General features: G+C 63.2%; 22 protein-coding genes. 19 read left to right on the top strand and 3 right to left on the bottom strand.

All coding sequences use genetic code 11. From position 1 onward, the window contains the following. Positions 1-85 precede the first annotated feature (85 nt). Complete coding sequence (locus tag ACZ5M5_RS22080; protein WP_464738002.1) at positions 86-2,533, bottom strand: acyl-CoA dehydrogenase; 2,448 nt, start codon at positions 2,531-2,533, stop codon at positions 86-88. Between the two features lie 372 nt (positions 2,534-2,905). Here ACZ5M5_RS22080 and ACZ5M5_RS22075 point away from each other — a divergent pair, with 372 nt between their 5' ends. The 4 genes from ACZ5M5_RS22075 to ACZ5M5_RS22060 all read left to right on the top strand — a co-directional run bounded on the left by ACZ5M5_RS22075 (position 2,906) and on the right by ACZ5M5_RS22060 (position 6,083). Next, a complete protein-coding gene (locus ACZ5M5_RS22075; protein WP_464738001.1) occupies positions 2,906-3,565 on the top strand; it encodes a transglutaminase-like domain-containing protein in 660 nt (219 codons plus the stop codon). A gap of 44 nt (positions 3,566-3,609) precedes the next feature. Continuing rightward, a complete protein-coding gene (locus tag ACZ5M5_RS22070) occupies positions 3,610-4,233 on the top strand; it encodes a glutathione S-transferase family protein (protein ID WP_060743154.1) in 624 nt (207 codons plus the stop codon). 135 nt (positions 4,234-4,368) lie between these two features. Further along, a complete protein-coding gene (locus tag ACZ5M5_RS22065) occupies positions 4,369-5,301 on the top strand; it encodes an ABC transporter ATP-binding protein (protein WP_060741215.1) in 933 nt (310 codons plus the stop codon). Between the two features lie 2 nt (positions 5,302-5,303). Beyond that, positions 5,304-6,083: an ABC transporter permease gene (locus ACZ5M5_RS22060; protein WP_053124195.1), complete on the top strand. Its 780-nt coding sequence runs from the start codon at positions 5,304-5,306 to the stop codon at positions 6,081-6,083. A gap of 193 nt (positions 6,084-6,276) precedes the next feature. Here the strand turns inward: ACZ5M5_RS22060 and ACZ5M5_RS22055 are convergent, their stop codons facing one another. Next, positions 6,277-6,792 carry a DUF2062 domain-containing protein gene (locus ACZ5M5_RS22055; RefSeq protein ID WP_046063671.1) on the bottom strand — a complete coding sequence of 172 codons (516 nt, stop codon included), beginning with the start codon at positions 6,790-6,792 and terminating at the stop codon, positions 6,277-6,279. A gap of 146 nt (positions 6,793-6,938) precedes the next feature. On the opposite strand from ACZ5M5_RS22055, the gene ACZ5M5_RS22050 reads away from it, so the two are divergent. From ACZ5M5_RS22050 to ACZ5M5_RS21995, 12 genes are all read left to right on the top strand, one after another. Next, a complete protein-coding gene (locus ACZ5M5_RS22050) occupies positions 6,939-9,185 on the top strand; it encodes a DNA internalization-related competence protein ComEC/Rec2 (RefSeq protein ID WP_464738000.1) in 2,247 nt (748 codons plus the stop codon). Positions 9,186-9,280: 95 nt separating this feature from the next. Further along, positions 9,281-9,916 (top strand): MotA/TolQ/ExbB proton channel family protein, encoded by a 636-nt coding sequence (locus ACZ5M5_RS22045; protein WP_162491247.1) that lies wholly within the window; start codon positions 9,281-9,283, stop codon positions 9,914-9,916. Further along, positions 9,913-10,341 carry an ExbD/TolR family protein gene (locus ACZ5M5_RS22040; protein WP_053123850.1) on the top strand — a complete coding sequence of 143 codons (429 nt, stop codon included), beginning with the start codon at positions 9,913-9,915 and terminating at the stop codon, positions 10,339-10,341. The genes ACZ5M5_RS22045 and ACZ5M5_RS22040 overlap by 4 nt, the downstream gene beginning before the upstream one ends. Continuing rightward, positions 10,341-11,351, top strand: coding sequence for a tetraacyldisaccharide 4'-kinase (gene lpxK, locus ACZ5M5_RS22035; RefSeq protein WP_464737999.1), 1,011 nt, complete (start codon positions 10,341-10,343; stop codon positions 11,349-11,351). The genes ACZ5M5_RS22040 and lpxK overlap by 1 nt, the downstream gene beginning before the upstream one ends. Positions 11,352-11,374: 23 nt before the next feature. Beyond that, positions 11,375-11,560, top strand: a complete 186-nt coding sequence (locus ACZ5M5_RS22030; RefSeq protein WP_003179363.1) for a Trm112 family protein — start codon at positions 11,375-11,377, stop codon at positions 11,558-11,560. Further along, entirely contained in the window at positions 11,557-12,321 is a 765-nt protein-coding gene (gene kdsB / locus ACZ5M5_RS22025) for a 3-deoxy-manno-octulosonate cytidylyltransferase (protein WP_092474792.1), read from the top strand. Before ACZ5M5_RS22030 ends, kdsB begins: the two co-directional genes overlap by 4 nt. After that, positions 12,321-12,785: a low molecular weight protein-tyrosine-phosphatase gene (locus ACZ5M5_RS22020; RefSeq protein ID WP_060741219.1), complete on the top strand. Its 465-nt coding sequence runs from the start codon at positions 12,321-12,323 to the stop codon at positions 12,783-12,785. Before kdsB ends, ACZ5M5_RS22020 begins: the two co-directional genes overlap by 1 nt. Continuing rightward, positions 12,782-13,801, top strand: coding sequence for a UDP-N-acetylmuramate dehydrogenase (murB, locus tag ACZ5M5_RS22015; protein ID WP_103307995.1), 1,020 nt, complete (start codon positions 12,782-12,784; stop codon positions 13,799-13,801). The genes ACZ5M5_RS22020 and murB overlap by 4 nt, the downstream gene beginning before the upstream one ends. A gap of 279 nt (positions 13,802-14,080) precedes the next feature. After that, a complete protein-coding gene (locus tag ACZ5M5_RS22010; protein WP_464737998.1) occupies positions 14,081-14,551 on the top strand; it encodes a (2Fe-2S)-binding protein in 471 nt (156 codons plus the stop codon). Then, the gene (locus ACZ5M5_RS22005) at positions 14,548-16,863 is read left to right on the top strand and encodes a xanthine dehydrogenase family protein molybdopterin-binding subunit (protein WP_464737997.1); all 2,316 of its coding nucleotides are present in this window, start codon (positions 14,548-14,550) and stop codon (positions 16,861-16,863) included. The genes ACZ5M5_RS22010 and ACZ5M5_RS22005 overlap by 4 nt, the downstream gene beginning before the upstream one ends. Continuing rightward, on the top strand, positions 16,863-17,834 hold the full coding sequence (locus tag ACZ5M5_RS22000; RefSeq protein WP_103307994.1) for an XdhC family protein: 972 nt from the start codon (positions 16,863-16,865) through the stop codon (positions 17,832-17,834). The genes ACZ5M5_RS22005 and ACZ5M5_RS22000 overlap by 1 nt, the downstream gene beginning before the upstream one ends. A 20-nt stretch (positions 17,835-17,854) precedes the next feature. Beyond that, complete coding sequence (locus tag ACZ5M5_RS21995) at positions 17,855-18,445, top strand: nucleotidyltransferase family protein (RefSeq protein ID WP_464737996.1); 591 nt, start codon at positions 17,855-17,857, stop codon at positions 18,443-18,445. A 206-nt stretch (positions 18,446-18,651) separates the two neighbouring features. On the opposite strand, the gene rne is transcribed toward ACZ5M5_RS21995, so the two are convergent. Next, positions 18,652-21,843, bottom strand: a complete 3,192-nt coding sequence (gene rne, locus ACZ5M5_RS21990; RefSeq protein WP_464737995.1) for a ribonuclease E — start codon at positions 21,841-21,843, stop codon at positions 18,652-18,654. Between the two features lie 699 nt (positions 21,844-22,542). On the opposite strand from rne, the gene rluC reads away from it, so the two are divergent. The 3 genes from rluC to ACZ5M5_RS21975 are packed head-to-tail and all read left to right on the top strand — an operon-like array spanning position 22,543 to position 25,161. Next, a complete protein-coding gene (rluC, locus tag ACZ5M5_RS21985) occupies positions 22,543-23,499 on the top strand; it encodes a 23S rRNA pseudouridine(955/2504/2580) synthase RluC (RefSeq protein ID WP_060743156.1) in 957 nt (318 codons plus the stop codon). Further along, complete coding sequence (locus ACZ5M5_RS21980; protein ID WP_192261662.1) at positions 23,489-24,151, top strand: HAD-IA family hydrolase; 663 nt, start codon at positions 23,489-23,491, stop codon at positions 24,149-24,151. The genes rluC and ACZ5M5_RS21980 overlap by 11 nt, the downstream gene beginning before the upstream one ends. A 20-nt stretch (positions 24,152-24,171) precedes the next feature. Next, on the top strand, positions 24,172-25,161 hold the full coding sequence (locus tag ACZ5M5_RS21975; protein WP_464737994.1) for a S49 family peptidase: 990 nt from the start codon (positions 24,172-24,174) through the stop codon (positions 25,159-25,161). Positions 25,162-25,185 lie beyond the last annotated feature (24 nt).

The raw sequence follows: 25,185 nt of genomic DNA, 5'->3' as shown, positions 1-25,185 counted from the left end.
GGAGTATAAAGCCCTTGCGCCCGCTTTTATAGATGAAGAGCTGTAGGTGAAGAGCTACAGGTGACGGTGTACCTGGCCGTCAGTATTAACGGACCTTGTCTGGCGCCAGCGTCAGTTCGGCCTTGTCGAAATCATCCACGTCGATGACTTTGCGCCGCGCCGCCTCGGCTGCGCGCAAGGCCTGCGCTTCACCGGCTTGCAGCACGCCGGCCTCCAGGGCCGCATCGATGAGGGGTTCGCCAGGCGCCGGGTTGAGCTGACCCTGCTTGAGCGCACCGTGCAGTTTCTTGTGCAGCGGATGGGCGGCCGCCAGCAGGTCGGCGGCGTGTTGCAGGGCGCCCACCGGATCGTCGGTCGATTGCGGGCGATAGCAACCCTGCAGCAACTCTTCGAGAGTCGGGTCACCCTTGGGCCGGCCGATGACCGCGGCCACCTCGGCGTCGAGCCTGTCGCTCGGGCCCTTGTGACGCCGACCGAAGGGGAACACCACCAGGCGCAACAGGCAACCCAGTACCCGGTTCGGGAAGTTGCTCAGCAGTTCATCCAGCGCACGTTCCGACTGGCCGAGGCTTTCTTCCATGGCCCAGGTGAACAGCGGCGTCATGTGGTCCGGCGAATCCAGGTCGTGATAACGCTTGAGCGCGGCGGACGCCAGGTACAGGTTGCTCAAGACGTCGCCCAGGCGGGCCGACAAGCGTTCGCGGCGTTTGAGCTCTCCGCCCAGCAGCATCATGCTCAAGTCCGCCAGCAGCGCGAATGCCGCGGCTTGCCGGTTGAGGGCGCGGAAATACCCCTGGCTCAAGGCATTGCCGGGGGCCCTCTCGAAATGCCCCAGGCCCAGGTTGAGCACCAGGGTGCTGGCGGCGTTGCTGACGGCGAAACCGATGTGCTTGAGCAGCAAGGCATCGAACTCGACCAGCGCCTGGTCCTTGTCTTCACGGGTTGCCAGGGCCATTTCCTTGAGAACGAACGGATGGCAGCGAATGGCGCCCTGGCCGAAGATCATCAGGTTGCGCGACAGAATGTTCGCGCCTTCGACCGTGATGAAGATTGGCGCACCTTGCCAACTGCGCCCCAGGTAATTGTTCGGGCCCATGATGATGCCCTTGCCGCCATGTACGTCCATGGCGTGGCTGATGCACTCGCGACCACGTTCGGTCAGGTGGTACTTGAGAATGGCCGACAGCACCGAAGGTTTTTCCCCCAGGTCCACGGCGTTGGCGGTCAGCATGCGTGCCGCATCCATCAACCAGGCGTTGCCGCCGATGCGCGCCATGGCCTCCTGGATACCTTCGAACGCCGACAACGGTACGTTGAATTGTTCGCGGACCTGGGCGTACTGGCCCGTCACCAGGCTGGTGAACTTCGCAGCGCCGGTGCCCACCGCGGGCAGGGAAATCGAGCGCCCGACCGACAGGCAGTTCATCAGCATCATCCAGCCCTTGCCGAGCATGGCCTGACCGCCGATGAGGAAGTCCAGCGGGATGAACACGTCCTTGCCCCAGTTCGGTCCGTTCATGAACGCGGCGCCCAGGGGCAGGTGACGGCGGCCGATATGCACGCCTGGGGTGTCGGTGGGAATCAAGGCGAGGCTGATGCCCAGGTCTTCTTCGTCACCCAGCAGGTGGTCGGGGTCATACGCCTTGAAGGCCAGGCCCAGGAGCGTGGCCACCGGGCCGAGGGTGATGTAGCGTTTTTCCCAGTTCAGGCGCAGGCCGAGGGTCTCCTGGCCCTCCCATTCACCCTTGCAGATGATGCCGGTGTCGGGCATCGCCCCGGCGTCGGAGCCGGCCAGCGGCCCGGTCAGGGCGAAGCAGGGGATATCGTCGCCGCGGGCCAGTCGCGGCAGGTAATGGTCGCGTTGCTCGTCGGTGCCGTAGTGCAGCAGCAGTTCGGCCGGGCCGAGGGAGTTGGGGACCATCACGGTGGAGGCCAGGTCACCGCTGCGCGTGGCCAGTTTCATCGCGACCTGGGAGTGGGCATAGGCGGAGAAGCCCTTGCCGCCATATTCCTTGGGAATGATCAGCGCGAAGAACCCGTGCTCCTTGATATGGGCCCAGGCTTCAGGGGGCAGGTCCATGGCCTGACCGATCTGCCAGTCGCTGACCATCGCGCAGAGGGCTTCGGTAGGGCCGTCGAGGAACGCCTGCTCTTCCTCGGTCAGTTGCACCTTGGGGTAGGCCAGCAGCACGTTCCAGTCCGGGCGGCCGCTGAACAGTTCGCCATCCCACCACACCGTGCCGGCATCGATGGCGTCGCGCTCGGTCTCGGACATGGGCGGCAGGGTTTTCTGGAACCAGTCGAACATTGGCGCGCTGAAATATTTGCGGCGCAGGTCCGGTAGCAGCAGCGGGGCCGCGACAGCCGCGAGCACCACCCAGAGGATCAGCATCAGCCAGCCGGGCGCGTGGCTGAAAATGCCCATGGCCAACAGGTAGACCGCGACGATACCCAGCGCGGGCAGCGGTGCGGTGCGTCGATGCGCCAGCCAGGCGATCCCGACAACCAGGACCAGTATCCACAACAACAGCATATGTAATCCTCCGTGAACCAAGGCAAAACCGACTTTCAGAGCTTAGACGGCATCTGCAAAACCGGCAGTCGGCGCGATGTGATTGAATTCCTGGGAAACCCTGGTTGCATTGCGCCAGTCTGGTTGGCAACAGCCGCGGGAAATCGTTCGTTAACAAGGTGAGAAAACGCCATTGTTTGGCCGGAATGCCGTTATCCCTGGGCCGGGGCTGTGGATAAACTCGAGGCAAGCCCTCCGTAGGAGCTGCCGAAGGCTGCGATCTTTTGATCTTGATCTTTCGCTTGCGATTCAACTGTCTGGGACAAGATCGCAGCCTCGTTGCACTCGACAGCTCCTACGCGGGGGTGATGTTTTTCCAGAGGCCTTCCCTTTATGCAGCAATACCTGAACCCCGGCCGCTTCATCGACAGCGATCACCCCGCGGTCATCGACTTCGCCGAAAACCACCGCGGCACCGAGCGCGACCCGCTGGCCCAGGCGGTCAGCCTGTATTACGCCGTACGCGAGGCGGTGCGCTACAACCCCTATACCTTCAGTCGCGACCCGGCAACCTTGCGCGGCAGTTACGCGCTGGCTGCGAGTGAAAGCTATTGCGTTCCCAAGGCCACCTTGCTGGCCGGTTGCGCCCGGCATTGCGGCATCCCGGCGCGGATCGGCCTGGCGGATGTGCGCAACCACCTGTCCACCCCGCGTCTGCTGGAACTGCTCAGAAGCGACGTGTTCGCCATGCACGGTTATACCGAGCTGTACCTGAACGACCGCTGGGTCAAGGCCACGCCGGCTTTCAACCAGGGCTTGTGCGCGTTGTTCGACGTGGCCCCGCTTGAATTCGACGGTCGCCACGACAGCGTCTTCCACCCGTTCAATCGGCAAGGAGCGAAGCTGATGGAGTACATCACCGACCATGGCCAGTTCGCCGACGTGCCCGAGGCATTCTTCTTCGAACACCTGGAGAAGTGCTACCCGCACCTGTTCGGCGAACAGGTGCCGCGCCTGCTCGGCGACATGCAGGGCGATTTGAGTCGCGCCTGATCCGGCGTATGCTGCTGCGGCATTTATCCATCGAGGACGCCGTGATGCTGAAGATATGGGGCCGGAAAAATTCATCGAATGTGCGCAAGGCATTATGGTGCGCGGAGGAGTTGGGGCTGGCCTACGAGGCCATCGATGCGGGCGGGGCGTTCGGTGTGGTGGACACGCCCGAGTACCGCGCGAAAAACCCCAACGGCCGCGTGCCGATGATCGAGGACGACGGCTTCGTGCTCTGGGAATCCAACACCATCGTGCGTTACCTGGCGGCCCGTCATGCGTCGGGTTCGGCCTGGTATCCTGCTGACGTACAGGCCCGGGCCCAGGCTGAAAAATGGATGGACTGGACCACGTCCAGCTTTGCCGCACCGTTTCGCACGGTGTTCTGGGGCGTCTTGCGCACCCCGGCCGAACAACAGGATTGGACGGCCATCCATGCGGCGATCAAGGAGTGCGACGATTTGCTGGCCATGGTCGAGCGCACCTTGAGTGAACAGCTTTACCTGTCGGGTGATGAAATCGGCATGGGCGACATTCCCCTGGGCAGTTTCATTTATGCCTGGTTCGAGATGCCCATCCAGCGCGCCGAGCGGCCTGCCGTACAGGCCTGGTACGCGCGGTTGCAGCAGCGCCCGGCCTACCGCAAAGCCGTCATGACCGCGTTGACTTAATACCTACTATCAACACACTTGACTGTACTTGTGCGGCGACGCCAAGCACCATTGCCTTGGTGCGCCGTGTTGCATTGCTCGCCGCCCGCCCTTATCTATTCTTTTCTTCCCTCCCTTCTTGGTGCGTAATCCGATATGAGTTCCGCTCTGTCCATCCGGCAGCTAACCAAAACCTACGGCAACGGTTTCCAGGCCTTGAGTGGTATCGATCTGGACGTCGCCGAAGGTGATTTCTTCGCCTTGCTCGGCCCTAACGGTGCCGGCAAATCCACCACCATCGGCATTCTTTCCACCCTGGTGAACAAGACCAGCGGCACGGTGAACGTGTTCGGTCATGACCTGGACCGCGAGCCCGCAGCCCTCAAGCGCTGCATCGGCGTGGTGCCCCAGGAATTCAACTTCAACCAGTTCGAAAAGACCTTCGACATCGTCGTGACCCAGGCCGGTTATTACGGCATCCCGCCAAAGATCGCCAACGAGCGCGCCGAGCAGTACCTGACCCAATTGGGCTTGTGGGACAAGCGTGACGTGCCGTCCCGTTCACTGTCCGGCGGCATGAAGCGTCGCCTGATGATCGCCCGCGCGCTGGTGCATGAGCCGCGCCTGCTGATCCTCGACGAACCGACCGCTGGCGTGGACATCGAGCTGCGTCGCTCGATGTGGAGCTTCCTGACCGAGCTGAACCAGAAAGGCATCACCATCATCCTCACCACCCATTACCTGGAAGAGGCTGAGCAGTTGTGCCGCAACATCGGCATCATCGACCACGGCACCATTGTCGAGAACACCAGCATGCGCCAGTTGCTCAGCCAACTGCATGTGGAAACCTTCCTGCTGGACCTGAAACACGACCTGAAGACCGCGCCCCAGCTCGTCGGCTATCCGGCCCGCCTGGTGGACAGCCATACCCTGGAAGTGCAGGTGGACAAAGCCGTGGGCATCACCGGGCTGTTCACCCAACTGGCCCTGCAAAACATTGAAGTGCTGAGCCTGCGCAACAAAACCAATCGCCTCGAGGAGTTGTTCGTGTCCCTGGTGGAGAAGAATCTGGCGAAGGTGGCGGTATGAGCATGAGTTCCGAACTGCGCCCCAACCTCATCGCCCTCAATACCATCGTTTACCGTGAAGTCCGGCGCTTCATGCGGATCTGGCCGCAGACGCTGCTGCCGCCGGCCATCACCATGGTCTTGTACTTCGTGATCTTCGGTAACCTGATCGGCCGGCAGATCGGCGACATGGGTGGCTTCACGTACATGGACTACATCGTGCCGGGGCTGATCATGATGTCGGTGATCACCAACTCCTACGGCAACGTGGTGTCGAGTTTCTTCGGCAGCAAGTTCCAGCGTTCGATCGAAGAGTTGATGGTCTCGCCGGTGTCGCCCCATACGATCCTCATCGGCTACACCTTGGGCGGTGTCCTGCGCGGCCTGGCGGTGGGCCTGATCGTGACCCTGCTGTCGTTGTTCTTCACCGATCTGCAGGTGCATCACCTGGGGGTGACGGTCTTGGTGGTGGTGCTCACGGCCACGATCTTTTCGCTGCTGGGTTTCATCAATGCCGTGTTTGCGCGCAACTTCGATGACATCTCGATTATCCCGACGTTCGTGCTCACGCCGCTGACTTACCTGGGCGGGGTGTTCTACTCGATCTCCCTGTTGCCGCCGTTCTGGCAGACCGTATCCCTGGCCAACCCGGTGCTGCACATGGTCAACGCGTTCCGCTACGGCATCCTCGGGGTGTCGGACATCAAGATCAGCATCGCCATCACCTTCATGCTGGTGGCAACCGTGGTGCTCTACATCGGCTGCGCGCGGTTGCTGGTCAGCGGGCGCGGCATGCGCACCTGACCCCAGCCCCCTGTGGGAGCGAGCTTGCTCGCGATGGCGTCGGGTCATTCAGTCATTTCTGGCTGACACACCGCTATCGCGAGCAAGCTCGCTCCCACATTGAAATGCATTCCCTTGCGGGGGCTTGCTCGCGATGGCGTCAGTCGAAACACCACAAAAAAGGCCTCCATTCCCAGGAGGCCTTTTTTGCATCTCACATCCGGCTTTTCTTGCGCCGCCGCCACTGTCTGGCCACCCACCAGCGCCAGTAACTCATGGTGACGAAGTAGGCCAGGGCGCCGAGCACCAGGCCGGTCACCACCGAGCCCAGCAGGAATGGCTGCCACAAGGTGGACAACTGGCCGCTGATCCATTCCCAGGTCAGTTCTTCGGGCAGTGTCCGGGCAGGCACGTCCATCAGCCAGGCACCGGTCTGGTAGGTGCAGAAAAACACCGCAGGCATGGTGATCGGATTGGTCAGCCACACCAGGCTCACCGCAATCGGCATATTGCCGCGCACCGTGACGGCCAGCGCGGCGGCCAGCAACATCTGCAACGGGATTGGCAGGAATGCGGCAAACAGGCCAACAGCCATCGCCCGGGCCACGGAGTGCCGATTGAGGTGCCAAAGGTTGGGGTCATGCAGCAGGGTGCCGAGAAAACGTAAGGACTTATGTTCCCGAATGCTCTCTGGGTCAGGCATGTAACGTTTGAATAGGCGCCGGGGCATAAGGCTTCTCGGTCGGTTCAACGCAGTAAAGGCCGCAAGTATGTCTGGATTCTACGGCTGACAGATTCAGACTTTGTGACAATTGATAACGCCGGGGGTGCCGCTGAGCGTCTATGCCTGAAGAGGGGCACTCTCAAGGACGGGTTATGCGCACAGGGTTAGTCGCGCTTGCATTGGGGTTGTTGGCCCCGATTTGTTTACCGGCACTGCCGCCGTTGTGGCTGGTTGCAGCCATGCCGGTGCTGGGGTTGATGGTGTTGCCGTTTCGAACCTACCCGTTGGGTTTTTTCCTGTTCGGGCTGGCTTGGGCCAGCCTGTCGGCCCAGTGGGCGCTGGACAATCGATTACCCGCCGCCCTGGACGGTGAAACCCGCTGGGTCGAAGGGCGCGTTGTCGGTTTGCCGCAACAGGGCGACGGCGTGGTGCGCTTCGAACTGGCCGACGCCCATTCGCGTCGTACCCGATTACCGACAACGATGCGCCTCGCCTGGTTCGGGGGGCCGCCCATCAACAGTGGCGAACGATGGCGATTGGCGGTGAAGCTCAAGCGCCCCGCTGGGTTGTTGAATCCACACGGCTTCGACTATGCCGCCTGGTTGTTGAGCCGCGGCGTTGGCGCGACCGGTACCGTCAAGGACGGGCGGCTCCTGCAAGCGGCCCGGGGTGCCTGGCGTGACGAGGTGCGCCAGGCGCTGGCACAGGTCGACGCCCATGGCCGCTCCGGCGCGCTGGCGGCATTGGTCCTGGGCGACGGCGGCGGGCTGAGTCGCGAGGACTGGCAGGTTTTGCAAGACACCGGCACCGTTCATTTACTGGTGATCTCCGGGCAACACATCGGTCTGCTGGCCGGCCTGGTGTATCTGTTGGTGGCCAGCGCGGCGCGTTATGGCCTGTGGCCGGCAGGGCTGGCGTGGTTGCCCTGGGCTTGTGCGCTGGCCTTTTGCGCCGCCCTGGGCTACGGCTTGCTCGCCGGCTTCGAGGTGCCGGTGCGACGGGCCTGCGCGATGATTGGCCTGGTGTTGCTGTGGCGCTTGCGTTTCAAACAGCCGGATCCGTGGTGGGCATGGCTGCTGGCTTTCACCGGGGTGCTGGTGTTCGACCCGCTTGCCAGCCTGCGGCCAGGGTTCTGGTTGTCGTTTGCGGCCGTGGCCATCTTGATGTTCACCTTTGGCGCTCGCCTGGGGCCCTGGCGCTGGTGGCAAACCTGGGCCCGTGCCCAGTGGCTGGTTGCGGTCGGCCTGTGTCCGTTGCTGTTGATCGTGGGCTTGCCGGTCAGCCTCAGCGGGCCGCTGGTGAACTTGCTCGCGGTGCCCTGGATCAGCCTGCTGGTCCTGCCGCCAGCGCTGCTCGGCACGGCATTGTTGCCGGTGCCGTTCATCGGTGAAGGCCTGCTGTGGATCGCCGGTGGGTTGCTTGATCTGTTGTTCAAAGGGCTGGGGCTGATTGCCGGACGAATACCCGCCTGGGTCCCCGTTGCGGTCCCGCCGTGGGCCTTGGGCATCGCCGCTTCAGGGGCATTTTTGCTGCTGTTGCCCAACGGCGTGCCGCTGCGTGTGCTGGGGTGGCCGATGGTGCTGCTGATGGTGTTTCCCCCGCGAGAACACCTGCCGCAAGGGCACGCCGAGGTCTGGCAACTGGACGTGGGCCAAGGGCTGGCGGTGCTGGTACGCACCCGGCACCATAGCCTGCTTTACGACGCCGGGCCGCGCTTTGGCGAGGCCGATGCCGGCGAACGCGTCGTACTGCCGACCTTGCGCAAGCTCGGTGTGCACGGCTTGGACCTGATGCTCCTCAGCCATGCCGACGCCGATCATGCCGGCGGCGCCCAAGCGGTGCGCAATGGGCTGCCGACGATGGAAGTCATCAGTGGCGATCCCGACGTGCTGCCCGATGAACTGCAAGCCGGGCCTTGCGACAGCGGCAGGCGCTGGGAATGGGATGGCGTCGGGTTTGAGCTGTGGCGCTGGGCATCTGCTGTCGAAAGCAACCAGAAGTCCTGCGTCCTGCTGGTGGAGGCCGGCGGTGAACGCCTGCTGTTGACCGGCGATATCGACACCTCTGCCGAGCGCGCCTTGCTCGACGAGGCCCTGGCGCTACCGATCCAGTGGCTGGCCGCGCCTCATCACGGCAGCCGCAGTTCGTCGTCGATGGCGTTGTTGTCGCGCCTCAAGCCGCACTCGGTGTTGATCTCTCGAGGGCAGGGCAACGCGTTCGGTCATCCCCATCCCCAAGTGATGGCACGCTATCGCCGCTCGGGCCTGGCGATCTACGACAGCGCTGAGCAGGGCGCCATTCGTCTGCAACTGGGTGCGTTCGAGTTGCCGCGCACCGAGGCCGGTCATCGACGTTACTGGCGCGACCCGCCCGCCGTCGGGCCACCGGGGCAACATTGATCCAGGGCAATCGGCTGATGCGCTTATCGGCGGGGCGGGTCTGCAAGGCGAGTCTGTGTGATAAAGTGGCGCACTTTTTCGAGGGGGCAGTCACTGTGTGGGAATTGGTCAAATCCGGCGGCTGGATGATGTTGCCGATCATTCTGAGTTCCATCGCGGCACTGGGTATCGTTGCCGAACGCCTGTGGACCCTGCGGGCCAGCCGCGTGACCCCGGAGCATCTGCTCGGGCAGGTCTGGGTCTGGATCAAGGACAAGCAACTGAACAAGGACAAGCTCAAGGAGCTGCGGGCCAGTTCGCCGCTGGGGGAAATCCTCGCCGCGGGCCTGGCGAACTCCAAGCATGGTCGCGAGATCATGAAAGAGTGCATCGAGGAAGCCGCCGCCCGGGTCATCCATGAGCTGGAGCGCTATATCAACGCCCTGGGCACCATCGCCGCCATGTCCCCGCTGCTGGGCCTGCTAGGGACGGTGCTGGGCATGATCGACATCTTCAGCGCGTTTACCGGCTCTGGCATGACCACTAACGCCGCGGTACTGGCCGGGGGGATTTCCAAGGCCCTGATCACCACCGCCGCCGGCCTGATGGTGGGTATTCCGGCGGTGTTCTTCCATCGGTTCCTGCAACGGCGCGTCGACGAGTTGGTCGTTGGCATGGAGCAGGAAGCCATCAAGCTGGTCGAGGTGGTGCAGGGTGACCGTGACGTGGACCTGGCTGGGGGCAAGCAGTGAAATTCCGCCGCAAGCCACGGGAAAACATCGAGATCAACCTTGCGTCGCTGATCGACGTGGTGTTCATCCTGCTGCTGTTTTTCGTCGTGACCACCACGTTCACCCGGGAAACCCAGCTCAAGGTTGAATTGCCGCAAGCCGTCAGCGGCTCGCCGGCCGAAGACCAGCAATTGAAGAACCTGGAAGTCACCATCAGCGCCGAAGGGGCGTTCTCGGTGAATAACCAGTTGCTGCCCAAGAGCGACCTGGCGAGCCTGATCGAGGCCCTGCAGAAAGAATCCGGCGGCGATACCAACCTGCCGCTGTCCATCAGCGCTGACGGCAAGACCCCTCATCAATCGGTGATCACCGCCATGGACGCGGCCGGCAAGCTCGGTTTCAGCCATCTGCGCATGACCACGGTCGAGGCGGCTCCCGCACCCTGATGGCCATGTCCGATCGATTGCTTGCCGCGTGGTACGAAGGCCACCCGGCCCTGGCCCTGCTACGGCCGCTGGAGTGGTTGTACCGGCGGGTGGTGGTGAGCAAGCGCGAGCGTTTCCTGGCGGGTGAAGGCCAGATCTACCAGCCCCCCGTGCCGTTGGTGGTGGTGGGCAATATCACCGTGGGTGGCACTGGCAAGACGCCGTTGATCCTGTGGCTGATCCAGCACTGCCAGCGCAGTGGCTTGCGGGTCGGGGTGGTCAGCCGGGGCTATGGCGCCAAGCCGCCGCAACTGCCGTGGCGGGTCGCGGCCGAGCAGGGCGCCGACGTCGCGGGGGACGAGCCGCTGTTGATCGTCCAGCGCACGGGCGTGCCGTTGATGATCGACCCCGACCGCAGCCGCGCGGTCCAGGCGCTGCTGGAGGCCGAGCCGCTGGACCTGATCCTGTCCGACGACGGCATGCAGCATTATCGGCTGGCCCGGGACCTCGAGCTGGTGCTGATCGATAGCGCCCGGGGCCTGGGCAACCGGCGTTGCCTGCCCGCCGGGCCGTTGCGCGAACCGGTCGAGCGCCTGCAATCGGTCGACGCCGTGCTGTACAACGGCGCCAGTGCCGACCGCGAAGACGGCTTCGCCTTCCAATTGCGCCCCACCGAACTGGTGAACCTGGCCAGTGGCGAACGCCGTCCCCTCGACCATTTCCCACCCGGCCAGGCCCTGCACGCCGTGGCCGGCATCGGCAACCCCCAGCGTTTCTTCAAGACCCTCGAAACGCTACACTGGCGGCCAATACCGCACGGGTTTGCCGACCATGCCGAATACAGCGCCCAGGCCTTGAACTTCACGCCAGCCCTGCCAGTGGTCATGACGGAAAAAGACGCGGTCAAATGCCGTGCCTTCGCCGCGCCCGACTGGTGGTACCTGGCGGTGGACGCCGCGCCGTCGCCGGCCTTCGCGGCCTGGTTCGATACGCAGTTGATGCGCCTGTTGCCGGATCGGCTCTTGCCTTAACACCTTTTACCCAGGGGAATTCCATGGACACCAAACTGCTCGATATTCTGGCCTGCCCGGTCTGCAAAGGTCCGCTCAAGCTCAGCGCCGACAAGACCGAACTGATCAGCAAGGGTGCCGGCCTGGCCTACCCGATTCGCGACGGCATCCCGGTGATGCTCGAAAGTGAAGCCCGCACCCTGACCACCGACGAGCGCCTGGATAAATGACCACCGCCTTTACCGTTGTCATTCCGTCGCGCTTCGCCTCGACTCGCCTGCCCGGCAAGCCGTTGCTGTCGATCGCCGGCAAGCCGATGATCCAGCATGTCTGGGAGCAAGCCAGTAAAAGCAGCGCCCAGCGCGTGGTGGTGGCGACTGACGATGCGCGCATCGTCGAGGCCTGCAAAGGCTTTGGCGCCGAGGTCGTGCTGACGCGCGAAGACCATAATTCCGGTACCGATCGCCTGGCGGAGGTCGCGGCGAAGCTTGGCCTTGCCGCCGACGCGATTGTGGTCAATGTGCAAGGTGACGAGCCGTTGATCCCGCCGAGCGTGATCGATCAGGTCGCCGCCAACCTCGCGGCCCACACCGAAGCGCGCATGGCCACCCTGGCCGAGCCGATCGAGGATGTGCAGACCCTGTTCAACCCCAACGTGGTCAAGGTGGTCAGTGACCTCAATGGCCTGGCGTTGACCTTCAGCCGTGCGACGTTGCCCTGGGCGCGGGATGCCTTCGCCCAAGGTCGCGACGTGATGCCACAAGGCGTGCCGTATCGTCGTCACATCGGCATCTACGCCTACCGCGCCGGTTTCCTCCAGGACTTTGTCGCCTGGGGCCCGTGCTGGCTGGAAAACACTGAAGCCCTGGAACAGCTGCGAGCACTGTGGCATGGCGTGCGGATCCATGTCGCCGATGCGCTGATCGCCCCGCCGACCGGTGTCGACACCGCCGAAGACCTCGAGCGCGTTCGTCGCCTGCTGGAGGCCTGATGCGGGTCCTGTTCGTCTGCCTCGGCAATATCTGCCGCTCGCCCACCGCCGAAGGCATCTTGCGCCACAAGTTGCGAGAGGCCGGGCTGGCCGGGCAGGTGGAAGTCGCTTCCGCCGGCACCGGTGACTGGCACGTCGGCAAGGCCCCGGACAAGCGCAGCCAGGCGGCGGCCTTGAAGCGTGGCTACGACCTGTCGGCCCAGCGCGCGCAACAGGTGACGCGCGCCGATTTCGCCGCCTATGACCTGATCCTGGCGATGGACAGCAGCAACCTGCGCAATCTCCAGGCCCTGCAACCGGCCAATGGCAAGGCCGAGCTGGATCTGTTCCTGCGGCGCTACGAAGCCGAACTCGATGACGTGCCGGACCCGTACTACGACGGCGAGCAGGGCTTCGAGCAGGTGTTGGACTTGATCGAGCGGGCCACGGATCGCCTGGTGATCGAATTGAAGGGGCGGTTATGACCTTGCAGGTACGGGCGGGCGTCAGCCTCAAGCCCTTCAACAGTTTTGGCGTGGACGTCAGCGCCCGGTTGTTCGCCGAAGCCCGCGACGATGGCGAAGTTCGCCAGGCGCTGGCCTATGCCAGCGAGCATGCCGTGCCGTTGCTGGTGATCGGCGGCGGCAGCAACCTGTTGCTGACTGGCGACATCGACGCCTTGGTGCTGCGCATGGCCAGCCAGGGGATTCGCCTGCTCAGCGATGATGGCGAACGGGTGGTGATCGAGGCCGAAGCCGGGGAACCCTGGCATCCCTTCGTCCAGCATACGCTGGCACAAGGCTGGTCGGGCCTGGAAAACCTCAGCCTGATTCCCGGCACCGTAGGCGCGGCACCGATGCAAAACATCGGCGCCTACGGTGTGGAGATCAAGGATGTCTTCGCCGGCCTCACCGCCCTGGATCGCCAGACCGGCGAGCTGAGGGACTTCACCCTTGAAGATTGTCGGTTTGCTTATCGCGACAGCCTGTTCAAACAGCAAGCGGGCCGCTGGTTGATCCTGCGGGTGCGCTTTGCCCTCAGCCGCGCCGCACACTTGCACCTGGAGTACGGCCCGGTCCGCCAGCGATTGACCGAGCAGGGCATCGATCAACCGACGCCCACGGATGTGAGCCGGGCCATTTGCAGCATCCGCAGCGAAAAACTCCCCGACCCGGCCATGCTGGGCAATGCCGGCAGCTTCTTCAAGAACCCGCTGGTGCCGGCCACGCACGTGGCGTATCTCAAGCAGCAATACCCTGATCTTGTGGCTTATCCACAGCCAGGAGGGCAGATGAAGATCGCCGCCGGCTGGCTGATCGAACGGGCCGGCTGGAAGGGTTTTCGCGAGGGGGATGCCGGGGTGCATAAGTTGCAGGCGTTGGTGCTGGTCAACTACGGCGATGCCACGGGCCCGCAACTGTTGGACCTGGCCTTGCGCATCCAGAAAGACATTGCCGAACGTTTCCAGGTCGAGCTGGAAATGGAGCCCAATCGGTACTGAGCGCGGTGGGAGCAAAGCTTGCTCGCGATCAACTGAACAACGCCCTGCCATAATCACGCACAGATCATTTGTGCAGGATTGTGCAGGGCGTTTTGCGTGATCCTGGGTTAATTTAGTTCGCTAACGATGCGACCATCGCATCCTAAAGGCCCGATGCAGACGCCTGTGTGCGCCTGCATAAGAGAGCCCGATCAGCCTGAGCCAGTCTGCGACAACCGACCTGTTACCCAAGCGGCAGATTGCTCGACCCCATCACTCGAATATTGTGCGGGCGTGCCCATGATTACCCTGAAACTCAATGGAAAAGACCATCAACTGGATGTGACCGAGGACATGCCGCTGCTGTGGGCTATCCGGGATGTAGCCGGTTACAACGGCACCAAGTTCGGCTGCGGCCTGGGCCTGTGTGGCGCCTGCACCATCCACATCGACGGCGCCCCGGCGCGCAGTTGCATCACGCCAATCGGCTCGGTGAAAGGGCAGGACGTCAGCACCATCGACGGCCTTCATGCCGACCTGGTCGGGCAAATCGTCCAGAAGGCCTGGCTCGACACGGCGGTGGCTCAGTGCGGTTACTGCCAGGGCGGGCAGATCATGTCCGCTACCGCGTTGCTCAAGACCAACCCCAACCCGAGCGATGAGCAGATCGAAGAAGCCATGGTCGGCAACATCTGCCGTTGCGGCACGTACAACCGGATCAAGACCGCGATCCGCCAGGCTTCCACTCACCTGAAGGAGGCCAAGGCATGAGCCGCTTGCCCGATGATTTTGTGCTGAGCAACCTCAGCCGCCGTGGTTTCCTCAAGGGGGCGAGCGCCACCGGCGTGCTGGTGCTGGCGGCGACGTGGGGCCTGCCGGATGCCTTTGCCGAGGAAAAGAAATTCGGCGCCGAGGGTATGCCCCATGGCGCGGTCGACGACCCGAAGGTGTACGTCAGCATTGCCAGCGATGGCAGCGTGACGGTGATTTGCAACCGTTCGGAAATGGGCCAGGGCGTGCGCACCAGCCTGAGCATGGTGGTCGCCGACGAACTGGACGCTGACTGGGCGCTCGTCAAGGTCAAGCAGGCGCCGGCCGATGAGGCGCGTTTCGGCAACCAGGATACCGACGGTTCGCGCAGCATGCGCCACTGGTACGAGCCGATGCGCCGTTGCGGGGCTGCCGCCCGGACCATGCTGGAACTGGCCGCTGCCGCCCAGTGGAAGGTCCCGGTGGGTGAATGCCATGCCCAACTGCACAAAGTGCTGCACCAGCCTTCGGGGCGCGAACTGGGCTATGGCGAATTGGCTGCCGCCGCCAGTGCCTTGGCGGTGCCGGCCCGCGACAGCTTGCGTCTCAAGCAGCCATCGGAGTTCCGCTACATCGGCAAGGAAGCGAGCCGGGCCATCGATGGCGCGGACATCGTCAACGGTCGTGCGGTGTTTGGTGCCGATGTGCATTTCGACGGCATGCTCTATGCGGTCATCGCGCGTCCGCCGGTCTATGGCGGCAAGGTCAAGAGCGTGGACAGCAGCGCGGCGCTGAAGGTACCGGGCGTGGTCAAGGTGGTCCAGATAGAGGGCCGTCCGCTGCCCTCGGAATTCCAGCCGTTGGGCGGCGTAGCGGTGGTGGCGAAGAACACCTGGGCGGCGATCAAGGGCCGCGAGGCGCTGAAAATCCAGTGGGACGACGGCCCGAATGCCGGTTATGACTCCATTGCCTATCGCAAGGAACTGGAAGCGGCCGCCCTCAAGCCGGGAAAAGTCGTGCGCAGCAGCGGTGACCTCGACGATGCGTTGGCCAAGGCTGATTCGACGTTGGAGGCGTCGTATTACTTGCCGCACCTGTCCCAGTCCCCCATGGAGCCGATGGTTGCCGTTGCCCGGTTCAAGGACGGCCAATGCGAGGCCTGGGCGCCGAGCCAGGCGCCGCAGGTGACCCGTGAGCGTGTCGCCGAACGCCTGGGCATTCCTTTCGAGAAGGTCACGGTGAACATCACGTTGCTGGGCGGCGGTTTCGGACGCAAGTCGAAACCCGACTTTGTCGTCGAGGCGGCGGTCCTCGCCAAGGAGTTTCCCGGCCAGGCAGTACGGGTGCAATGGACCCGCGAAGACGACATTCATCACTCGTATTTCCACACCGTATCGGCCGAATACCTCAAGGCCGGCCTGAACCAGGACGGTATGCCGTCCGGCTGGCTGCACCGCACCGTAGCACCGAGCATCACCGCACTGTTCGCACCGGGCATGACTCACGAGGCACCGTTCGAAATAGGCATGGGCGTGACCAACATGGCCTACGCCATTCCCAACCTGCGCCTGGAGAACCCCGAGGCGGTGGCCCATGCCCGGGTGGGTTGGTATCGCTCGGTGTCGAACATTCCTCACGGCTTCGCAATCCAGAGCTTCATTGACGAACTGGCCCACAAAGCCGGCCAGGATCCGCTGAAGTACCAGGTCAAATTGCTCGGGCCGGACCGTAAGATCGATCCGCGTACCTTGAGCGAAGAATGGAATTACGGCGAATCCCCCGAGCGTTACCCGATTGATACGGCGCGGATCCGCACGGTGCTGGAAACCGCCGCGAAGGCCGCCGGTTGGGGCCGGGAACTGCCCAAGGGCCGTGGCCTGGGGTTGGCGGTGCACTACAGCTTCGTCACCTACGTGGCGGCGGTGCTTGAGGTGGAGGTCAAGGACGATGGCACGGTGATCGTGCACAAGGCGGACATTGCCGTGGACTGCGGCCCACAGATCAACCCCGAACGCATCCGCTCGCAATTCGAAGGTGCCTGCGTCATGGGCCTGGGCAATGCCATGGTGGGCGAAATCAGTTTCAAGGATGGCAAGGTGCAGCAGGACAATTTCCATATGTACGAAGTGGCGCGCATGTCCCTGGCGCCCAAGGAAGTGGCCGTGCACCTGGTCACGCCGCCGGGTGAGGTGCCGTTGGGTGGGGTTGGCGAGCCGGGCGTGCCGCCGATTGCGCCGGCCCTGTGCAACGCGATTTTCGCCGCCACCGGCCAGCGTATCCGTAACCTGCCTGTGCGCTATCAGCTGCAAGGCTGGCAACAGGCCAAGGCCTGATGGACAGCGTCGATCTGAATGTCCTGCGCAGCGTGCTCGAGTGGCGCCGCGCCGGGCAGCGGGTGGTGTTGTTCACCGTGGTCCAGACCTGGGGCACTGCGCCAAGACCGCCGGGGGCGATGCTGGCCCTGCGCGAAGATGGCGTGGTGATCGGTTCGGTGTCGGGCGGTTGTGTCGAGGATGACCTGATCGCCCGCCTGCACGACGGCCGTATTCCGGCGGACGGTCCGCCGGTGCAACTGATCACCTATGGCGTCACCCGCGAAGAAGCGGCGCGCTTTGGCCTGCCGTGCGGCGGCACCCTGCGCCTGACCGAAGAGCGGGTGGGCGATCCGCAGTGGGTCGCAGCGTTATTGGAGCGCTGCGAAGCCCATGAAATCGTCGCCCGTGAGCTGACGCTGACCAGTGGCAACGTGGTCCTGACCCCGGCCAGCAAGACCGACGCCCTGATGTTCGATGGGCAGGTGTTGCGGGCCATTTACGGCCCGCGTTGGCGGTTGCTGCTGATCGGTGCCGGGCAATTGTCGCGCTACGTGGCGGAAATGGCCCGGCTACTGGACTTCGAAGTGCTGATTTGCGATCCGCGCAAGGAGTTCGTCTATGGTTGGGAAGAGCAGCATGGGCGCTTCGTCTCGGGGATGCCCGACGAAGCCGTGTTGAGCATCCAGACCGACGAGCGCACGGCCATTGTGGCGCTGACCCATGATCCACGCCTGGATGACATGGCGCTGCTCACGGCCCTGGACTCCAAGGCTTTTTATGTCGGCGCCCTGGGTTCGCGGGTCAACAGCCAGAAACGCCGGGACAACCTGGCTCAGCTAGGCTTGTCTGCGGAGGCGATTGACCGCTTGCATGGACCGATCGGCTTGCACATCGGCAGCCATACCCCGGCGGAAATCGCCTTGTCGCTGTTGGCCGAAATCGTGGCCATCAAGAATGGCGTGGAACTGCGGCAGAAAAAACCGCTGTAAGCCGTGGGTAAGGAGGGCGTATGAGCGAGTCGATTGGCGTGATCATCCTGGCGGCCGGAACGGGCAGCCGTTTTCGCCAGATTGCAGGCCCCGACAAGGATAAATTGCTTGCCGATTGCACCGGGCGTGACGGTGCCGTGCGCTCGGTGATCGAGCAGGTGCTGGTGAATCTGCCAGCCTCCCTGGAAAAGCGCGTGCTGGTGACGCGCAAGGATCGACCGCAAGCCATTCGCATGGCCCAGGCCTATGGCTGCGATGTCGTGGAGCTGGACTCCCCCGGCCTGGGCGACAGCATTGCCGCCGGTGTCCAGGCCTGTCCTGGGCTGGATGGTTGGCTGATGGTGCTGGGGGACATGCCCTTCATCCTGCCGTCGAGCATCGAGCAGGTGGTAGCGGGGGTTCGCGCGGACGGCATCAGCGTGCCGGTCCTGGCCGGTGAGTACGGGCATCCGGTGGGGTTTGGTCGTGGGTTTGGGCCGAAACTGATGGCGCTGACCGGCGATCGCGGCGCCAAGGTATTGTTTGCCGGGGCGCAAGTGGTTGAAGTGCCGGTGGACGACCCTGGCGTGACGTGGGATGTCGATGTGCCAGAGGCACTGGCCTTCAAATAACAGGCGACGCAGAACCCTGTGGGAGCGAGCTTGTTCGCGAAAGCGGTCTGACTTCAGTATTGATGCAAGCTGACCCGGCGCTATCGCGAGCAAGCTCGCTCCCACATTGGATTTTTGTCCGGTCCCAGTCCCCTGTGGATAAGTCTGAAGGCATAAAAAAGCCCCGCCTGGGGTTACCAGGCGGGGCTTTTTACTGGGCGGTGGAATCAGGCGTGAGGTTTAGGCTCGTGCTCTTTTTCCAGGGCTTCAGTGTGACGCGGCGCGATTTCTTCAGCTGTTTGCTGAGGCTCGTCGAACGTCGGAGCCGATTCAACCGGGGTTTCGGCGGCCGGGGCAGGGGCTGCCTCGGCGACTTCTTCCACGACTGGCGCAGGCTCGGCAGCAGGCGCTTGAGCGGCGGCGACGGCGGCTTGTTCGGCTTCCTTCTGCAGACGCTCGGCTTCACGCTTGCGACGACGCACTTCACGCGGATCGTTCGGGGCACGGCCATTCGCGGTCAGGGCGCTGGCAGGTGCAGGCTCTTCCACCGGGGCAGGGGCTTCGGCAACCACCGGCGCCTCGACCACTGGAGCAGGCTCGACCACTTCTGGCTCGACCGCTTTCACAGGCTCTGGTGCCGACTCAGGCTCGGCAACAGGTGCCGGTGCGGCTGGCTCGGCGGTCCAGTTGAACGCAGTCTGCTCTTCGCGGACAGGCTCTGGTGCCTTTTCCTCGGCCGGTGCTTCGACGACCGGTTCGGCAGCAACGACTGGAGCCTCGACGACCGGTGCTGGCTCGGCGACGACTTCAGCTTCAGGCTGGGCGTCAGGGGCCGGTGCGAGTTCCACTTCTGGCGAGGCGGTGGCTTCTACCGGGGTAGTGGCCTCGACCACCGGCGCTTCAACCGGCGCGCTTTCCACCGCAGCGGTGGCACGTTCGGCTTGTTCGTGAGCCTGGGCTTCAGCCGGGGCGCTGATCGCGCTGCTGGCAACGGCCGCAGTCACGGCCAGGCCGGCGGCCAGGTCCGCGGCGCTTGGCGCTTCGGCGTTCTCGGTGGACTCGGACTCTTCCGAACCTTCGATCACGTTGCCGTTGGCGTCGCGCTGACGCTCACGACGGTTGCTGCGACGACGCTGGCCACGGGAGCGGCGGCGTGGACGATCGCCTTCGGCGGTGTCCTGGCCATCTTCCTGCAACTGCTCTTCGGCGTTCAGCACTTCTTCTTCGCTGGCAGCGGCGGCTGCCTGCTCGGCGCGTGGCTGGCGTTCTTCACGTGGAGGACGCGGTGCGCGTTCTTCACGAGGCTGGCGGGCTGGACGCTCTTCAGTGGTGGCGGCAGCCACGGCCGGGGCGGCATCCAGTGGCTCGCGCAGTTCACGAACACGTTCTTCACGCTCGCCACGTGGCTTGCGGTCTTCACGCGGTGCGCGTGGCTGGCGCTCTTCACGGGGCGGACGCGGTGCGCGTTCTTCGCGGGCTACGACTGGCGCTTCCTCACGGGCTTCGCGCGGCTGGCGTTCTTCACGCGGTTCACGTGGCGCACGTTCTTCACGCGGTGCACGTTCTTCGCGAGGCTTGCGCTCTTCATCGCGACGACCGTTGCGGTTGCGGGTCTGCTGGCGACCGTTGCGGCGTTCTTCGTTGCGGGCAGGGCGCTCGGTAGCGGCAGGCTTGGCGACGACGGCCGGGGTAACGGGTTCTTCCTTGGTGGCGAACAGGCTGACCAGCGACTTCACCAGGCCTTTGAACAGGCTTGGTTCGGGGGCTGCGGCCGGGGCGGCAACCGGAGCGGCCGCTTCGGTCGGAACCGGAGCGTTGGCGCGGGCCGGAGCAGTCTTGACTGCGGCTTCCTGGCGAACCAGGGTGCGAGTGGCGGCGGCCGGCTGGACTTCTTCCACTTCGGCAGCGGCAGCAGCGATTTCGTAGCTGGACTGGTTGGTGTGGGCTTCCGGGCTGTCATCGCGCAGGCGCTGCACTTCGAAGTGCGGCGTCTCGAGGTGATCGTTCGGCAGGATGACGATGCGGGCGCGGGTGCGCAGTTCGATCTTGGTGATCGAGTTGCGTTTTTCGTTGAGCAGGAACGCAGCCACCGGGATCGGCACCTGGGCGCGAACTTCGGCGGTGCGGTCTTTCAGGGCTTCTTCTTCGATCAGGCGCAGGATCGCCAGGGACAGCGACTCGACGTCACGGATGATGCCGGTGCCATTGCAACGCGGGCAAACGATGCCGCTGCTTTCGCCCAGGGACGGACGCAGGCGCTGACGGGACATTTCCAGCAGGCCGAAGCGCGAGATGCGACCGACCTGTACGCGGGCGCGGTCGGCTTCCAGGCATTCACGGACCTTTTCTTCCACGGCGCGCTGGTTCTTGGCCGGGGTCATGTCGATGAAGTCGATGACGATCAGGCCGCCGATGTCGCGCAGGCGCAACTGACGGGCGATTTCCTCGGCGGCTTCAAGGTTGGTCTGCAGGGCGGTTTCTTCGATGTCGCTGCCTTTGGTGGCGCGGGCCGAGTTGATGTCGATGGACACCAGGGCTTCGGTCGGGTCGATGACGATGGAGCCGCCGGACGGCAGTTCGACGACGCGCTGGAAGGCGGTCTCGATCTGGCTTTCGATCTGGAAACGGTTGAACAGCGGAACGCTGTCTTCGTAGAGCTTGATCTTGCTGGCGTACTGCGGCATCACCTGGCGAATGAAGGTCAGGGCTTCGTCCTGGGCTTCGACGCTGTCGATCAGCACTTCGCCGATGTCCTGGCGCAGGTAATCGCGGATGGCGCGGATGATCACGTTGCTTTCCTGGTAGATCAGGAACGGCGCGGAACGATCCAGCGAGGCTTCTTTGATGGCGGTCCACAGCTGCAGCAGGTAGTCGAGGTCCCACTGCATTTCTTCGCTGCTGCGGCCCAGGCCGGCAGTGCGCACGATCAGGCCCATGTCGGCTGGCGCGACCAGGCCGTTGAGGGCTTCACGCAGTTCGTTGCGCTCTTCGCCTTCGATGCGGCGGGAGATGCCGCCGGCACGCGGGTTGTTCGGCATCAGGACCAGGTAACGGCCGGCCAGGCTGATGAAGGTGGTCAGGGCGGCGCCCTTGTTGCCACGTTCTTCTTTTTCGACCTGGACGATGACTTCCTGGCCTTCGCTCAGGACGTCCTTGATGTTGACGCGGCCTTCAGGGGCCTTCTTGAAGTATTCGCGGGAGATTTCTTTGAGGGGCAGGAAGCCGTGGCGCTCGGAGCCGAAATCGACAAAGGCAGCCTCAAGGCTCGGTTCGATGCGAGTAATCCGGCCTTTATAGATGTTGGCCTTCTTCTGCTCGCGTGCACCGGATTCGATATCCAGGTCGTAGAGGCGCTGGCCGTCTACCAGTGCAACACGCAACTCTTCGGGTTGAGTTGCGTTAATCAACATTCTTTTCATGTAGTACCGTCGGTTTCCGGGCTGCCGGAAACGGCGTTCGGCACACACGACTTCTCACGGTCGGTGTCAGGTGCGTCCTGGCGATGGCGAGGCCATTCCAGTGTCCAGCGAGTTCGGCCCAATGATGGCGAAGTCGCGACGGACGCGTCCTGCTTGCTGGTACTCAAGCACTCAGTCAGGAGGAGGAATCAACCGGCGTCTGTGGACGAGATGAAGCGTCTGAATATAAGCCTAGTGCTACACAGTCCGACGGTTGTACGTCTCCACCCTACACGTATCCCTGATAATTCGGGTGCTGCCGCGCGCAGAATCCGCAGCGGGTTGGCATTTACCGTGAGCTCCGGAAGGGGAGGTCACGCATCATGGCTAATTTAGGCGTTGTTTCCGAAGCTCTCGCTCGGGGTCGTTCGCAGCTGACTGCACTTTGTGAACTGGCCGTGAATGTGGCGCGCAAGGCGAGTCAAAACTCTGCTTTGCGGCGTATTTCAGGCCTCATGTCACCTGCGCTCGTTACACCTGAAAACTCTACCGTTACGTAGCGAAAGCCCCGTAGGACGGCCTCTCGTCCTCGTGAATTGCGTTGGTCAGGGCCGGTTTTTGACCGCTGGTCCACTGTCCAGCCACTTTTGGTGGCGTTCGCGACTATAGCAGCAATGATTAAGTGCTTCAATTCCATAAAAAATTGTTATGATCGCCGCCATGACAACTACCGCCCCTTCGACCCCTGGCGTTCAACTGCTCGAGGTCTCGCCGGAATATGCCGGCCAACGAATCGATAATTTCCTGCTGGCCCGGCTCAAAGGCGTGCCCAAGACCTTGATCTACCGCATTTTGCGCAAAGGCGAAGTGCGGGTGAACAAAGGTCGGATCAAGCCCGAATACAAGCTCCAGGCCGGTGACATCGTGCGCGTGCCGCCGGTTCGCGTGCCCGAGCGCGATGAGCCGGTGCCCTTGGCCCAGGGATTGCTGCAACGCCTTGAAGCCTCGATCGTCTACGAAGACAAGGCCCTGATCGTGATCAACAAGCCCGCGGGCATTGCGGTTCACGGCGGCAGCGGCCTGAATTTCGGGGTGATCGAAGCCTTTCGTCAGTTGCGTCCGGACGCCAAGGAGCTGGAACTGGTCCATCGCCTCGACCGCGACACCTCCGGCCTGCTGATGATTGCCAAGAAACGCAGCATGTTGCGCCATCTGCACGAGCAGTTGCGTGGCGACGGCGTCGACAAGCGCTACATGGCGCTGGTGCGTGGCCGCTGGGAAACCTCCATCAAGCAAGTTCGTGCGCCGCTGCTCAAGAGCAACCTGCGTTCCGGCGAGCGCATGGTCGAGGTCAACGAGGAGGGCAAGGAGGCGCTGACGGTGTTCAAGGTCTTGCGCCGTTTCGACGACTTCGCCACCTTGGTCGAGGCCAAGCCGGTGACCGGGCGCACGCACCAGATCCGCGTCCATACCCTGCACGCCGGCCACTGCATCGCCGGTGACAGCAAATACGGCGATGACGACTTCACCAAGGAAATCCGCGACCTGGGCGGCAAGCGCCTGTTTCTCCATGCCTATATGCTCACCGTGCCGTTGCCCGATGGTGGCGAGCTGAAATTGCAGGCCCCGGTGGATGACATGTGGGCCAAGACCGTGGAGCGGCTGAGTGCATCCTGATTACAAATTGCTGATATTCGATTGGGACGGCACTCTTGCCAATTCCATCGGTCGGATCGTGGAGTCGATGCATGTCGCATCGGATCGCTCGGGTTTTGCCCGGTGCGACGATTTTGCGGTGAAGGGCATCATCGGCTTGGGGTTGCCGGAAGCGATTCGCAGTTTGTACCCGGAGATCGACGACGATGAACTGGTGGTTTTTCGCCAGCACTATGCCGATCACTACATTGCGCTGGAGGCCGAGCCTTCGCCGTTGTTCGAGGGCGTGGTTCATACCCTTGAAACCTTGAAGGGCGAGGGTTATCGCTTGGCGGTCGCGACCGGCAAGGCTCGTCGTGGGTTGGATCGGGTATTGAAGGCCCATGGTTGGGACGATTATTTCGATATCACCCGTGCCGCCGATGAGACGGCCAGCAAGCCGCATCCGCTGATGCTCGAGCAGATACTGGCTCATTGTGGGGTGCTGCCTGCGCAGGCGTTGATGGTGGGGGACTCTTCGTTCGACCTGCAGATGGCGCGCAATGCCGGCATGGGTTCGGTGGCTGTCAGCTATGGTGCGCAGTCCATCGAGGCACTCAAGGCGTTCGAGCCGCGACTGGCGATTGACCATTTTCCTGAATTGCACGCCTGGCTGAGCCAGCGCGCCGATTAAAGTCTGTTGAGGATGCATGTATGACCGATGAATGGAAGGCACCGGCCAAGGCGAGCGCTGACAACGGTGACGAAAAAAGCTGGAAGCTGCTGGAAAAGACCCTGTTGGCCGGGGTGGAGGAGCAGCGTCGTGCGCGGCGCTGGGGGATCTTCTTCAAATGCCTGGTCTTCATCTATCTGTTTTTCGGCTTGGCGATGATCTTCCAGGCGGTTGATGGCAAGAAGAGTCCGGGAGGTGGTTCGGCCTATACGGCGGTCATCGACATCGAAGGCATGATTGCCGACAAAGAGGCGGCCAGTGCGGACAATATTGTCGGCAGCCTACGGGCCGCGTTCGAAGATTCGAAGGTCAAGGGCGTGGTGCTGCGCATCAACAGTCCGGGTGGTAGCCCGGTGCAGGCCGGCTACGTCTATGACGAAATCGTCCGCTTGCGCGCGGCGCATCCGGATATCAAGGTCTACGCGGTGATTTCCGACCTTGGTGCCTCGGGTGCCTATTACATCGCCAGTGCGGCGGACCAGATCTATGCCGACAAGGCCAGCCTGGTGGGCTCCATTGGCGTGACGGCGGCGGGTTATGGCTTCGTCCAGACGCTGGACAAGCTTGGGGTGGAGCGCCGGGTCTATACTGCGGGCGAGCACAAATCCTTCCTCGATCCGTTCCAGCCGCAAAAGCCTGAGGAAACGGCGTTCTGGCAGGGCGTGCTCGACACTACCCATAAACAGTTCATCGCCAGCGTCAAGAAGGGGCGGGGCGAGCGCCTGAAAGACAAGGAACACCCGGAGCTCTTCTCCGGGCTGGTCTGGTCGGGTGAGCAGGCGTTGCCGCTGGGCTTGATCGATGGCTTGGGCAGCGCCAGTTCGGTGGCTCGGGACGTGATTGGCGAGAAAGAGTTGGTGGATTTCACCATTGAAGAGTCGCCGCTCGACCGTTTCTCGAAAAAACTGGGCGCCAGCATCGCCGAGCGTCTGGCGATGTGGATGGGGTTCCAGGGGCCGGCGTTGCGCTGATTGCCAGCGCTGCTCTGAAAGATC

It is taken from the genome of Pseudomonas sp. Van50 (assembly GCF_055390755.1).
The sequence above is the reverse complement of the archived record's forward strand: the minus strand, read 5'-3'. Positions and strand labels throughout refer to the sequence as shown.

Coding starts and splice junctions, on each gene's coding strand:
- ACZ5M5_RS22080 (WP_464738002.1), bottom strand. CDS start 2,533: ATGCTGTTGTTGTGGATACTGGTCCTGGTTGTCGGGATCGCCTGGCTG.
- ACZ5M5_RS22075 (WP_464738001.1), top strand. CDS start 2,906: ATGCAGCAATACCTGAACCCCGGCCGCTTCATCGACAGCGATCACCCC.
- ACZ5M5_RS22070 (WP_060743154.1), top strand. CDS start 3,610: ATGCTGAAGATATGGGGCCGGAAAAATTCATCGAATGTGCGCAAGGCA.
- ACZ5M5_RS22065 (WP_060741215.1), top strand. CDS start 4,369: ATGAGTTCCGCTCTGTCCATCCGGCAGCTAACCAAAACCTACGGCAAC.
- ACZ5M5_RS22060 (WP_053124195.1), top strand. CDS start 5,304: ATGAGTTCCGAACTGCGCCCCAACCTCATCGCCCTCAATACCATCGTT.
- ACZ5M5_RS22055 (WP_046063671.1), bottom strand. CDS start 6,792: ATGCCCCGGCGCCTATTCAAACGTTACATGCCTGACCCAGAGAGCATT.
- ACZ5M5_RS22050 (WP_464738000.1), top strand. CDS start 6,939: ATGCGCACAGGGTTAGTCGCGCTTGCATTGGGGTTGTTGGCCCCGATT.
- lpxK (WP_464737999.1), top strand. CDS start 10,341: ATGGCCATGTCCGATCGATTGCTTGCCGCGTGGTACGAAGGCCACCCG.
- ACZ5M5_RS22030 (WP_003179363.1), top strand. CDS start 11,375: ATGGACACCAAACTGCTCGATATTCTGGCCTGCCCGGTCTGCAAAGGT.
- kdsB (WP_092474792.1), top strand. CDS start 11,557: ATGACCACCGCCTTTACCGTTGTCATTCCGTCGCGCTTCGCCTCGACT.
- ACZ5M5_RS22020 (WP_060741219.1), top strand. CDS start 12,321: ATGCGGGTCCTGTTCGTCTGCCTCGGCAATATCTGCCGCTCGCCCACC.
- murB (WP_103307995.1), top strand. CDS start 12,782: ATGACCTTGCAGGTACGGGCGGGCGTCAGCCTCAAGCCCTTCAACAGT.
- ACZ5M5_RS22010 (WP_464737998.1), top strand. CDS start 14,081: ATGATTACCCTGAAACTCAATGGAAAAGACCATCAACTGGATGTGACC.
- ACZ5M5_RS22005 (WP_464737997.1), top strand. CDS start 14,548: ATGAGCCGCTTGCCCGATGATTTTGTGCTGAGCAACCTCAGCCGCCGT.
- ACZ5M5_RS22000 (WP_103307994.1), top strand. CDS start 16,863: ATGGACAGCGTCGATCTGAATGTCCTGCGCAGCGTGCTCGAGTGGCGC.
- ACZ5M5_RS21995 (WP_464737996.1), top strand. CDS start 17,855: ATGAGCGAGTCGATTGGCGTGATCATCCTGGCGGCCGGAACGGGCAGC.
- rne (WP_464737995.1), bottom strand. CDS start 21,843: ATGAAAAGAATGTTGATTAACGCAACTCAACCCGAAGAGTTGCGTGTT.
- rluC (WP_060743156.1), top strand. CDS start 22,543: ATGACAACTACCGCCCCTTCGACCCCTGGCGTTCAACTGCTCGAGGTC.
- ACZ5M5_RS21975 (WP_464737994.1), top strand. CDS start 24,172: ATGACCGATGAATGGAAGGCACCGGCCAAGGCGAGCGCTGACAACGGT.